At 50.9% G+C, this 11815-nt stretch carries 11 protein-coding genes and 2 pseudogenes; 5 read left to right on the plus strand and 8 right to left on the minus strand.

Annotated elements, in window-relative coordinates; all coding sequences use genetic code 11:
- The 3 genes from E0D98_RS16755 to E0D98_RS16765 all read left to right on the plus strand — a co-directional run.
- The coding region (locus tag E0D98_RS16755) for a molecular chaperone (RefSeq protein ID WP_131890771.1) at window positions 1-503 on the plus strand (503 nt) is incomplete at its 5' end.
- Entirely contained in the window at window positions 500-1561 is a 1062-nt protein-coding gene (locus tag E0D98_RS16760; RefSeq protein ID WP_050877187.1) for a fimbrial protein, read from the plus strand. The genes E0D98_RS16755 and E0D98_RS16760, both read left to right, overlap by 4 nt.
- Before the next feature lie 151 nt (window positions 1562-1712).
- Window positions 1713-2759, plus strand: coding sequence for an AbrB family transcriptional regulator (locus E0D98_RS16765; RefSeq protein ID WP_001299804.1), 1047 nt, complete (start codon window positions 1713-1715; stop codon window positions 2757-2759).
- Here the strand turns inward: E0D98_RS16765 and nei are convergent.
- From nei to ybgI, 5 genes are read right to left on the minus strand one after another with little or no spacing between them, the layout of a single operon-like run.
- A complete protein-coding gene (gene nei / locus E0D98_RS16770) occupies window positions 2756-3547 on the minus strand; it encodes an endonuclease VIII (protein ID WP_001114027.1) in 792 nt (263 codons plus the stop codon). The genes E0D98_RS16765 and nei overlap by 4 nt on opposite strands.
- 35 nt (window positions 3548-3582) lie before the next feature.
- Window positions 3583-4317 carry a 5-oxoprolinase subunit PxpA gene (gene pxpA, locus E0D98_RS16775; protein WP_000687134.1) on the minus strand — a complete coding sequence of 245 codons (735 nt, stop codon included), beginning with the start codon at window positions 4315-4317 and terminating at the stop codon, window positions 3583-3585.
- Window positions 4307-5239, minus strand: a complete 933-nt coding sequence (pxpC, locus tag E0D98_RS16780; protein ID WP_000912716.1) for a 5-oxoprolinase subunit PxpC — start codon at window positions 5237-5239, stop codon at window positions 4307-4309. Before pxpC ends, pxpA begins: the two co-directional genes overlap by 11 nt.
- Window positions 5233-5889, minus strand: coding sequence for a 5-oxoprolinase subunit PxpB (gene pxpB, locus E0D98_RS16785; protein ID WP_001188343.1), 657 nt, complete (start codon window positions 5887-5889; stop codon window positions 5233-5235). Before pxpB ends, pxpC begins: the two co-directional genes overlap by 7 nt.
- Window positions 5890-5911: 22 nt before the next feature.
- The gene (gene ybgI, locus E0D98_RS16790; protein WP_000798871.1) at window positions 5912-6655 is read right to left on the minus strand and encodes a radiation resistance protein YbgI; all 744 of its coding nucleotides are present in this window, start codon (window positions 6653-6655) and stop codon (window positions 5912-5914) included.
- Window positions 6656-6925: 270 nt separating this feature from the next.
- On the opposite strand from ybgI, the gene dtpD reads away from it, so the two are divergent.
- A complete protein-coding gene (gene dtpD, locus E0D98_RS16795) occupies window positions 6926-8407 on the plus strand; it encodes a dipeptide permease DtpD (protein WP_001032690.1) in 1482 nt (493 codons plus the stop codon).
- Between the two features lie 41 nt (window positions 8408-8448).
- On the opposite strand, the gene phrB is transcribed toward dtpD, so the two are convergent.
- From phrB to E0D98_RS16810, 3 genes and pseudogenes are all read right to left on the minus strand, one after another.
- Entirely contained in the window at window positions 8449-9867 is a 1419-nt protein-coding gene (gene phrB, locus E0D98_RS16800) for a deoxyribodipyrimidine photo-lyase (protein WP_000207159.1), read from the minus strand.
- The gene (locus E0D98_RS16805; RefSeq protein ID WP_001076014.1) at window positions 9864-10373 is read right to left on the minus strand and encodes a YbgA family protein; all 510 of its coding nucleotides are present in this window, start codon (window positions 10371-10373) and stop codon (window positions 9864-9866) included. Before E0D98_RS16805 ends, phrB begins: the two co-directional genes overlap by 4 nt.
- Before the next feature lie 150 nt (window positions 10374-10523).
- A pseudogene (locus tag E0D98_RS16810) lies at window positions 10524-11282 on the minus strand (ISAs1 family transposase); the annotation flags it as partial.
- Between the two features lie 365 nt (window positions 11283-11647).
- Between E0D98_RS16810 and E0D98_RS16815 the strand changes: the two are divergent.
- Window positions 11648-11767: pseudogene (locus E0D98_RS16815) on the plus strand (IS1 family transposase); the annotation flags it as partial.
- Window positions 11768-11815: the final 48 nt, after the last annotated feature.

Here is an 11815-nt window from a genome sequence, read left to right on the forward strand (position 1 = left end):
GTCTGGAACCGAAAGCAACAACGCAGGTACGGATAGTAAAGCAAGCCTCGACCACAAAATTACCGGGCGATCGCGAAACGCTATTTTTCTACAATATGCGTGAAATTCCTCCCGCCCCGGAAAAAAACAGCGACCATGCCGTTCTGCAAGTCGCCATTCAGAGTCGTATCAAGGTGTTCTGGCGACCGGCTGCATTACGCAAGAAAGCAGGAGAAAAGGTCGAACTGCAGTTACAGGTCAGCCAGCAGGGCAACCAACTGACACTGAAAAATCCTACCGCGTATTATCTGACCATTGCCTACCTGGGACGAAATGAAAAAGGCGTTCTCCCCGGCTTCAAAACCGTGATGGTTGCGCCTTTTAGTACGGTCAACACAAACACCGGAAATTATAGCGGCAGCCAGTTTTATCTCGGTTATATGGATGATTACGGCGCGTTACGCATGACGACGCTCAACTGCAGCGGACAATGCCATTTACAAGCCGTGGAGGCGAAGAAATGAGTGCTGGCAAGGGAGTGTTGCTCGTCATCTGTCTGTTATTTCTGCTGTTGAAGTCTGCGCTTGCCCTGAACTGCTACTTTGGTTCATCCGGTGGCTCGGTAGAAAAATCAGAAGCGATTCAACCTTTTGCTGTACCAGGCAATGCCAAACTCGGCGATAAGATTTGGGAATCTGACGATATTAAAATTCCCGTCTATTGTGACAACAATACCAACGGCAATTTTGAAAGTGAGCATGTTTATGCCTGGGTAAACCCCTACCCGGGGGTGCAGGATCGCTATTATCAACTCGGCGTAACTTACAATGGCGTTGATTATGACGCCAACCAGGGAAAAAGCCGCATCGACACTAACCAGTGTATTGACAGTAAGAACATTGACATTTATACCCCTGAGCAGATTATCGCGATGGGATGGCAGAACAAAATTTGCTCGGGTGATCCCGCTAATATTCACATGTCGCGTACCTTTCTCGCTCGCATGCGGTTATACGTCAAAATACGAGAAATGCCGCCGCATGATTATCAAAGTACGCTTAGCGACTATATCGTCGTGCAATTTGACGGTGCCGGTAGCGTTAACGAAGACCCTACTGCCCAAAACCTGAAATATCATATTACTGGTCTGGAAAACATTCGCGTGCTGGATTGCAGCGTCAATTTTTCCATTTCACCGGAAACACAGGTGATTGATTTTGGTAAATTTAATTTGCTGGATATTCGTCGCCACACAATGTCGAAAACATTCAGTATTAAGACGACAAAATCACAAAATGACCAATGCACCGACGGATTTAAAGTCAGTTCCTCCTTTTATACCGAAGAAACGTTGGTTGAAGAAGATAAAGCATTGTTGATTGGTAATGGTCTGAAGCTACGTTTGCTGGATGAAAACGCCTCGCCTTATACCTTCAATAAATATGCTGAATACGCCGATTTCACCAGCGACATGTTGGTCTACGAAAAAACCTATACAGCTGAACTTTCGTCCATTGCAGGTACCCCCATCGAGGCTGGGCCCTTCGATACAGTGGTGCTTTTTAAAATTAACTATAACTGATTTGCCATGATGCCCTTTGCAGCCGGAAAGGGCATCTCTTTCAGAAAATTGCTGATTTTCCCCTTTTCCTTGATTGCTGTTATTTTTTCCTGGCCCGGCTTTCTTTATGCTGTATCGATACACCAAAGAGAAAATAATGAGGGAGCGAAGGATGCCAGTTTTGCAGTGGGGAATGTTATGTGTGCTATCACTTCTCCTTTCTATTGGTTTCCTCGCGGTACATCTCCCGGCGGCGCTATTACTTGGGCCGATGATCGCCGGGATCATCTTCAGTATGCGCGGAATTACTCTGCAACTTCCCCGCTCCGCTTTTCTCGCCGCGCAGGCCATTCTTGGCTGCATGATTGCGCAAAACCTCACTGGTTCGATTCTCACCACGCTGGCCGCCAACTGGCCGATCGTGCTTGCTATTTTACTGGTGACGCTGCTTTCCAGCGCCATCGTGGGTTGGTTATTGGTGCGCTATAGCTCATTGCCTGGAAATACCGGTGCCTGGGGTTCTTCTCCTGGCGGCGCGGCGGCAATGGTCGCTATGGCGCAAGATTACGGCGCAGATATTCGCCTGGTTGCATTTATGCAATATCTGCGAGTGCTGTTCGTCGCGGGGGCCGCTGTTTTGGTCACCCGCATGATGCTGGGTGATAACGCTGAAGCGGTTAACCAGCAAATCGTCTGGTTCCCGCCAGTGAGCATTAATCTCCTGCTTACGATTTTGCTCGCGGTCGTTGCCGGTACGGCGGGATGCTTGCTACGTTTTCCTTCCGGCACGATGCTCATCCCGATGCTGGCGGGCGCAGTGCTCCAGTCTGGTCAGCTCATCACCATCGAACTCCCGGAATGGCTGCTTGCGATGGCGTATATGGCAATTGGCTGGCGGATTGGTCTTGGTTTCGATAAACAAATCTTACTGCGGGCACTACGCCCGCTACCGCAAATCCTGCTGTCGATTTTTGCTCTGCTGGCTATTTGTGCGGGTATGGCGTGGGGGCTGACCCGGTTTATGCACATTGATTTTATGACTGCCTACCTCGCCACCAGTCCCGGCGGGCTTGATACCGTGGCGGTCATCGCCGCAGGGAGCAATGCCGATATGGCGCTTATTATGGCGATGCAAACCCTGCGCCTGTTCAGTATTTTGCTGACGGGGCCAGCCATTGCGCGGTTTATTTCAACCTATGCGCCGAAGCGGTCGGCCTAGTGCTGGCAGCCTGGACACCAGTAAAACGGGCGCGAGGACAACGTGGTTTTCTCAATGATGCCGCCACAGCGTTCGCACAGTTCGCCATCACGATGAAAAACCTTAAAGCGAAACAGCGCCCCATGATGCTTATTCTCATCCACCTGCCCCCGCGTAGCGTAAGAAAACCGAGGAATATCCAGTAACGCGTGTGCGAGTGCATCCAGTTGCGCCGCATTGAGGTCTTTCGCTTTATGATTTCCAGTCACCCCAACCTGCCAGAGGATCTCCACCCGCAAATAATTGCCAAGTCCTGCCAGAAACGCCTGATCGAGCAGTAATCCAGCAAACTGACGGTTACGAAAGCGCGGTGATAATAACCGTTCCTTTACCACCTCCGGCGTCAGATTCGGATCCAGCACATCGGGACCAACGCGTTGTAAAAACGGATGCGTGGTCAGTTGTTCCGGCCTCAACATCTCAATATCCGAGGCGCTATAAAGCAGAATGGTTTTGTCAGCCGTTTGCAGTTTTACCCGCAATACTCGCGTGGTCTGCGGCTCTTCGCCGGTATCAACCACGCGCCAGACGCCGTAAAGCTGATTATGGCTGTAGAGCGTTAAGTCGTTGGAAAAATGAGTTAACAACGCCTTACCACGCGTTTCCACATGGGTAACGTGTTGACCGATAAGTTGTGATTGATAAGTTTTTAACTGCGGGAAGGCAAACCAGACATCAGTTAGTGGTTTGCCTTTGATCGCCGCCTCCAGGTTATCCGCTGCACGGCGGATCTCCGGGCCTTCAGGCATGGTGATATCCTTTTTTCATTCTTTATTAATCGGGGTTATGCTGCGACAACAATCTCCTTTTCGGCAAATGTAGAGCGTAGTCGGCGGGCGAACGCCAGTGCGTGCTCGCCGTCGCCATGCAGGCAGACTGTTTGCGCCGTGACCGTTGCCCATTCGCCGGTGATACTTTTGACTCTGCCGTGTTGCACCATCTCTAGCGTTTGCGCCAACGCCTGTTCTTCGTTTTCAATCAACGCGCCTCGCTGACTTCGCGGCACCAGCGAGCCGTCAGCCTGATAACCGCGATCGGCAAACACTTCCTCGCGCGTTGTCAGGCCATATTGCTTGCCTGCACGAATCAGCTCGCTTCCTGCCAGCCCAACGAGAATCAATGCCGGATCGCAAGCGTATACCGCTCTGGCGATGGCGTCTGCCAGTTGTGCTTCTTTCGCCGCCTGGTTGTACAACATGCCGTGCGGTTTGACATGACGCATTACGCCGCCTTGCGCACGGGCAATCGTTGCCAGCGCGCCAATTTGATACAGCGTCTGGGCGTAAACGGTTTCTGGCGGCAGCTGCATGGCGCTGCGACCAAAATTTTCCCTGTCGGGAAAACTCGGATGAGCGCCAATCGCGACACCATTTTTTATTGCTTCACGCACGCAAGCCTGCATGGTTTGCGCATCGCCTGCATGAAATCCACAGGCAATATTGGCAGAGGAAACCAGCGTTAATAGCTCTGCGTCGCTGGCGCAGCCTTCGCCCAGATCGGCGTTCAGGTCAATTTTCATTGTGCAGCCGCCACGCTAATTGTTCAAAATAACGTTGCTGATCTTGCCGCGCTTTCAGTGCCTCTTCCAGTGAACACTGGACAAAATGAATCGGCTGACCGAGCGGAATTTGCGCCAGATGGTACATATCAGCCTCAATGATACAGGCAATACGCGGGTAACCACCGGTGGTCTGTGCGTCGTTCATCAACACAATGGGCTGCCCGTTATGCGGCACCTGCACCACGCCCGGTAACAAACCGTGAGATAACAGTTCGCGATCGGTGGTGCGTTTTAAAATTTGCCCCTGTAAGCGATAGCCCATGCGGTTACTTTGCGAGCTAAGCTGCCAGGGCGAACGCCAGAATGCATCCTGCGAGGCGCGATCGAACTCATGATATTCCGGCCCCGGCAAGGCGCGAATGCGGTTGCCCCACAGCAGCTGTTTAACGCCCTGCGCTTCCATAAAATCACGCTTCGCTTTGCCAATCGGGAGTCGGTCACCATCCTTCAGTAAACGGCCTTCCAGCCCGCCAATCCCCACTTTGAGATCGGTGCTGCATGACCCCATTACCGGCGGAACATCAATACCACCCGCGACCGCCAGATAACTGCGCATCCCGTGCTGCGGGCGTTTAAGCGTTAAACGCTGGCCTGCTTTCATCGGCAATCGCCAGCCGGTCCAGACGGCATTATCATCCAGCCGCGCTTCGCAACCGGCACCCGTCAGAGCAAACCACCCATCAGTTTCGAACTCAACCGTTAACTGACCGAGCGTGATCTCCAGCGCGGGGGCATTGGCATCATTACCCACCAGCAGGTTAGCAATGCGTAACGCAGGCATATCCAGTGCGCCGCAGTGGCTGATACCCGACTGGCGAAAACCGTGACGACCGCCATCCTGCACAGTGGTATACATGCCCGCACGAATAATCTTCAGCATACTCCCTCCTTCTGCGGTACAAAGCGCACGCTGTCTCCCGGACGTAATAAGATGGGTTCGTCACGCGCCGGATCAAACAGGCTGAGTGAGGTATGACCAATCAACTGCCAGCCACCCGGCGTTGCCAGCGGATAAACACCAGTCTGCGGCCCGCCGATCCCGACAGAACCTGCCGGAACGAGTAAGCGCGGTTCAGCGCGCCGTGGCGTGTGTAGTTGTTCCGGCAAACTCCCGAGATACGGGAAGCCCGGTTGAAAACCTAAAAACCAGACCACGTATTCCACGGAGGAGTGCAATTCAACAACCTGTTTTTCGCTCAACCCGCAATGCGCCGCGACCACCGCCAAATCCGGTCCGCCTGCACCACCGTAAACCACCGGAATTTCAATAAAGCGAGACTCAGGTTCCAGGGCCTCGCTCTCCTCCCACCAGCGTTGCAAACGCTCTATGGCATCCAGCGCCAGCGACTCAGGATTACGCAAAATCACCGTGATATTGTTCATGCCGGGAATGGCTTCAACCACATTCGGCATATCCACCAGACGCTGCGCCAGTCGCCAGATCCGTTTCTGGCTAGCCAGCGTCACCGGCGGTTCCAGTTCCAGCACTACCGCCGTTTCACCTATCAGATAACAACGCGCTCGTTGCACTTTCGATCCCTCTGATTATTCGTTATGCAGGATTAGGAATATCAATAAAGGTCACATCAAGATCGGTATTTTCATTCAGCCACTCGCTCAATGCGCGAATACCACCACGTTCAGTGGCATGGTGACCTGCAGCATAAAAATGCAACCCCTGCTCGCGGGCTGAATGAATGGTCTGTTCAGAAACTTCGCCAGTAATAAAAGCATCCACGCCAAAACGCGCGGCGCTATCGATAAAACTTTGCCCGCCGCCCGTGCACCAGGCGACGCGCTGGACCACCTCAGGTCCGGTATCGCCACACCATAACGGCTTACGTCCCAGACGCGCTTCAATCCAGGAGGCTAGTTCCAGTCCCGGCACAGGCATGGTCAGCTCTCCCCACGGCACCAACGGCTCAATTTCGCCCATGACCGTGATCCCCAGTAACGCCGCCAGCTGTGCGTTATTGCCCAGCTCAGGATGTGCGTCAAGCGGCAAATGCCAGCCATACAGGTTGATATCATTCGCCAGCAACGTTTTTAAACGGTTACGCTTCATTCCGCGAATGACCGGAGACTCTCCTTTCCAGAAGTAGCCATGATGCACAATGACCGCATCCGCGCCCAGACGCACTGCCTCATCGAGCAAAGCCTGGCTGGCGGTGACACCGGTAACAATTTTTTGCACCGTCTCTTTGCCTTCCACCTGCAAACCATTCGGCGCGTAATCACTAATCGCCGCGCTGTTCAGTTTTTCGTTAATCAGTTGTTCCAGTTCGGTGTTTTTCATCTTCGCGCCTTCCGTATTCTGATAGCTACACCGTTAACATAGCGTTACCTCGCCTGTTCGTCGATAGCCAATCTTTTGACATATTAAGAAACAAACCCGACGCCAAAAGACGCAAATTGTTTATATCATCACGCTTCAGCTAATGTATATTTATGCAATCAGACAGCATATTGCATAAATAATCAGATCTGTATCAAAGTTTTAACTTTAAGGAAACACAAGCACGCCGCGCAACTATTACGTGACGTTGCCGTCAATTGTGGAATTATTATGAATAAACACGCATCACAACCGCGCGCTATTTACTATGTCGTTGCGCTGCAAATCTGGGAATATTTTAGCTTTTACGGCATGCGTGCCCTGCTGATTCTCTATCTCACCAATCAACTAAAATACAACGATACTCACGCCTACGAGTTATTTAGCGCCTACTGTTCGCTGGTGTATGTCACGCCAATCCTCGGTGGCTTTTTGGCGGATAAAGTTCTCGGCAATCGCATGGCGGTGATGCTGGGGGCGTTGTTGATGGCGATCGGTCATGTGGTGCTGGGTGCCAGTGAGATCCATCCGTCATTCCTCTATCTGTCCCTGGCGATTATCGTTTGTGGCTATGGTCTGTTTAAATCCAATGTCAGTTGCCTGCTCGGCGAGCTGTATGAGCCAACCGATCCGCGTCGTGATGGCGGTTTCTCGCTGATGTATGCAGCGGGTAACGTGGGGTCTATTATCGCACCTATCGCCTGTGGTTACGCCCAGGAAGAGTACAGCTGGGCGATGGGCTTTGGCCTGGCGGCGGTGGGTATGATCGCGGGTCTGGTCATTTTCTTATGTGGCAATCGTCATTTCACACATACCCGCGGCGTTAATAAAAAAGTACTGCGTGCAACAAACTTTCTCCTGCCTAACTGGGGATGGCTGCTGGTTCTGCTGGTGGCAACGCCTGCGCTGATTACCGTACTGTTCAGGAAAGAGTGGTCGGTATACGCCTTAATTGTCGCGACTATTATTGGCCTGGGTGTACTGGCAAAAATTTATCGCAAAGCAGAAAACCAGAAACAGCGTAAGGAGCTGGGGCTGATTGTGACGCTCACCTTCTTCAGTATGTTGTTCTGGGCCTTCGCACAACAGGGCGGCAGCTCGATTAGCCTTTATATCGACCGCTTCGTTAACCGCGATATGTTTGGTTATACCGTTCCGACTGCTATGTTCCAGTCGATTAATGCCTTCGCAGTTATGCTGTGCGGTGTGTTCCTGGCGTGGGTGGTTAAAGAAAGCGTCGCAGGTAATCGTACCGTGCGCATCTGGGGAAAATTTGCTCTTGGCCTTGGCCTGATGAGCGCCGGATTCTGCATTCTGACCTTAAGCGCCCGCTGGTCCGCAATGTATGGTCACTCTTCTCTGCCACTGATGGTATTAGGCCTGGCGGTGATGGGCTTTGCGGAACTGTTTATCGACCCGGTTGCCATGTCGCAAATTACGCGCATTGAAATTCCGGGCGTGACCGGCGTATTAACCGGCATCTACATGCTGCTTTCTGGCGCGATCGCGAACTATCTGGCGGGCGTGATTGCCGATCAGACATCGCAGGCTTCGTTTGATGCTTCCGGGGCGATCAACTACTCCATCAATGCATATATTGAAGTATTTGATCAAATTACCTGGGGCGCACTGGCGTGTGTAGGACTGGTACTGATGATTTGGCTGTATCAGGCGCTGAAATTCAGAAACCGCGCGCTGGCGCTGGAGTCATAATAGGCCAGCACCATACCTGATAAAACGCTCGCTGCGTTTTATCAGGCTCCTTTCCTCGCTTCTTCGTACGCTGCCAGCGTTCGCAGCCTTGCCTCTTTGTGATCAACTATCGGTTGCGGATAATCCAGCATCACACCTGCTTTCTGCGCCCACTTCCACGGCTCATGCACCGCTTTCCCTGGTACATCGCGCAGCTCCGGTAACCATCGGCGGATAAACTCACCTTCGCGATCAAATTTCTCGCCCTGGGTTGTCGGGTTGAAAATACGAAAATACGGCGCTGCATCAGTACCCGTAGACGCCGCCCACTGCCAGCCACCGTTATTGGCTGCCAAATCACCATCAATCAGCTGCGACATGAAATATCGCTCGCCTTCGCGCCAGTCGATCAACAAATCTTTCACCAGAAAACTGGCTGAAATCATCCGTAGCCGGTTATGCATCCAGCCAGTGCTGTTAAGCTGACGCATGGCGGCATCGACAATCGGGTATCCCGTTTTGCCTTCCTGCCAGGCCTGTAAATGTGCGGGATTGCTCTGCCACTGCACACGATCCGTCCAGGCAATAAACGGACAATGTTTACACAACGAGGGGTAATACGTCATCAGATGACGGTAGAACTCGCGCCAGATCAGCTCACTAAGCCAGACACTACCGGCCCCACCGTCCAGCGCCTGCGGCTGTTCCGCCAACAAGCGATGCAAACACTGGCGAGGCGATAACCCGCCCGTTGCCAGGCTGGCGGACAAACGACTGGTGCCTTCCACTGCCGGAAAATCTCGTTGTTGCTCATATTCTCCGGCACCGTTCTGGCAAAACTGGCGTAATTGCGCAATCGCCGCTTTTTCTTCCACCGGGAAATGCGCAGTATCGAAAGACTGACGAGGATAATTCAGCGTAATGGATGGCGAGGGCTCTATCGATCCGCTACTACGAACTTTTGGCGCAGCGACGCACTCCGGCATCCCTTCCCGCAGCCGTTTCAGCCAGGCATTCTTAAAAGGCGTAAAGACTTTGTACATCTCGTGATTACCGGTCATCACCGCGCCAGGCGGCAGGATCACGCTGTCATCAAATCCTTCACACACCACGTTACGCAGCGCTCTTTCAACTTCCACATCCCGCGCCCGCTCATTCACTTCATACTGATAGTTATAAAACAGGTGGGTAACGCTGTTTTCCGCGCACACCTGTTTAACTATTTCGACACTGGCGACAAAGTCATCCACTTCACGGAACAATAAAGGAATACCTTTTTCCGCAAGCGCTATTTGTAGCCCATTCAGTTGAGCATTGATAAGTTCAGCCTGACGCGGCGACATGTTATGCGTCTCCCACTGGCGTGGTGTAGCGATATACAGCGCCAGCACGCGTGCAGACGAATTGCGGCAGGCGGCAGCAAGCGCGAGATTATCATGCAGACGTAAATCCTGGCGAAACCAGACCAGATGGGTAGTCATAAAACTCCTGAATGGCGCAAGTTAATCACACGCGGCCAAAGTTCGAAATAACGCTGCCCTGAAAGCCAGGCGTCAGGATAAAGCGCCATATAGTGTTTGATACGCATCAGCGGCGCAAGAAGCGGTTGCTCGCCACGGCGATAACTGTCGATAAGCGCAGCCAGCTGCTGGCGTTCTGTGGAATCAATATGTGGGCGAAAATAACCCTGAACGTGCATCAAAACGTTGGTGTGATCGCGCGTGTTGGCGGGGTGAGAAAGTAAAACGATTACGCGTTGGCGGTACTGGTTGTAATAGTCATCCAGATTTTGCCACCGATGAATATCAGCCACAAACGGGCCAAGTTTGCGGTATTCCGGCTGGGAATGAGCCAGAAAGACGAGTTTATAGCGGCTGTGATAATCGAGAAGCGCCCCGCGCGTTAAGCCATGTTCTTTCAGTCGATATAACTCATGAAGCGCGAAGATACGGATTAGGGTGCTGTCATCAAATCGTTGCTGATTCATTACTGCTCCTGAACGGTTTACAGGAGTAAGTGTAGACGTTGAGAAATGATATTTGTGAAGTTAATCCTGTTGTAGCAGGACAAATTTACGAAAGCCTGCTCCCCGCAAGGACTGACGTCAGGTAGTTTCTAACCATAGCTGCCCTTTCTATTCAAACGTGAAATCAATAAGCTCATCAGGGACATCGCAAACAATATGAAGACGGGTTTCTTCTCTGCCGTGACTCTTTTCACTAATTGCGTAACTGTCATGCTTGGGATTATTTAATTCTTTCAGCGGAAATTTTTCCTCGAAGGCTTTATTTAGCCGCCCCTAGTTTCCTTTTACAGCGAATAAATAATCACCTCCCTGTTTTTGTATCTTCTCTGCAATATCTTTCTGGCAACCCATCGCATCGGTTGTGATGATTTTTCCTTTAATATCCAGCATGTTAAGAAGTTCTGGGATAGCTGTAATCTCATTAGATTTCTCATCCGTCTTGATCTGTCCGATGACCAGACTGTGCATTGTTGAGAACGCACTAATGACATGAATCGCTCCCCTGCGGCGACTCTTGTCATAAGAGTGCCGGAGCGTTTTTCCATCAATTGCAATGACGTCTTTATCATCTGAAGAATGGCAGTCACGCATCCAGTTAATAAAGCACTCGTGAAATTTTGCAGGACTGATACAGGATACAACTCTGGCAATGGTATCGTGAACAGGAATACCATTTTCAAAATCACCATATTGCTTCAAGAAATCGAGATGTGTTTCCCCGAAATCCTCTATATCTTCCCAACTTTCTGCACCAGAAATAACGGCAAAAATAGTCAATAGTAGGATGCCTGACAATTTATGCTCTACTTTCCAGGCTTATCTGTAATCGGGAATAATAGAAATATGTTCCATCAATTTTTTAAGTTCCATTTGTTCACCTTATTTATGTAAGGAGTATTTGATCATGTATAAGCAATAAAAAACAGCTTCAGGTAATGAGGAATATCTCAATTTTTAAACATAAAATGCGAATTATTTAGTACAAAAAGTGAACTTTTGATGATCTTTCCCTAATCTCACATAGGATCAGATCTCGTCTGATCGTTCCCCCTGCGCTCACTACCATGGCTCTTTACCACAGCAGCCGGGGTTGTTTGGGACCGACTTCCGACAGCAGATCCCGGTGGGCCTGCCACCATCTCTTCACAAGCTTATGCTTATTACATGCAAAACGTCCCGTTTTGCATCTTTGTGCCTACGGCACACCGATGATCTTTCCCTGTGATCTTTCCCTGAATCTGCCCCTGAGAACCTGAATCAAACGTCTGACTCGCAGAACCATCTGTTTCTCGCGCTCTGTAGAACTTCATGAAAAAGTCATCGGTGCTTTTATCGAAAAATACATGTTCTACTAATTGAAGTCATCATCAAAAAATTTAATTAATCGAATCATACCTATAACC

This window comes from Escherichia sp. KCJ4928, from assembly GCF_004352695.1.
In the GTDB taxonomy this organism is placed as follows: domain Bacteria; phylum Pseudomonadota; class Gammaproteobacteria; order Enterobacterales; family Enterobacteriaceae; genus ECMA0423.

What these genes read in the sequence shown, in the direction of transcription:
- E0D98_RS16760 (WP_050877187.1), top strand. Translation starts at nt 500, where the DNA reads ATGAGTGCTGGCAAGGGAGTGTTGCTCGTCATCTGTCTGTTATTTCTG.
- E0D98_RS16765 (WP_001299804.1), top strand. Translation starts at nt 1,713, where the DNA reads ATGCCAGTTTTGCAGTGGGGAATGTTATGTGTGCTATCACTTCTCCTT.
- nei (WP_001114027.1), bottom strand. Translation starts at nt 3,547, where the DNA reads ATGCCTGAAGGCCCGGAGATCCGCCGTGCAGCGGATAACCTGGAGGCG.
- pxpA (WP_000687134.1), bottom strand. Translation starts at nt 4,317, where the DNA reads ATGAAAATTGACCTGAACGCCGATCTGGGCGAAGGCTGCGCCAGCGAC.
- pxpC (WP_000912716.1), bottom strand. Translation starts at nt 5,239, where the DNA reads ATGCTGAAGATTATTCGTGCGGGCATGTATACCACTGTGCAGGATGGC.
- ybgI (WP_000798871.1), bottom strand. Translation starts at nt 6,655, where the DNA reads ATGAAAAACACCGAACTGGAACAACTGATTAACGAAAAACTGAACAGC.
- dtpD (WP_001032690.1), top strand. Translation starts at nt 6,926, where the DNA reads ATGAATAAACACGCATCACAACCGCGCGCTATTTACTATGTCGTTGCG.
- phrB (WP_000207159.1), bottom strand. Translation starts at nt 9,867, where the DNA reads ATGACTACCCATCTGGTCTGGTTTCGCCAGGATTTACGTCTGCATGAT.
- E0D98_RS16805 (WP_001076014.1), bottom strand. Translation starts at nt 10,373, where the DNA reads ATGAATCAGCAACGATTTGATGACAGCACCCTAATCCGTATCTTCGCG.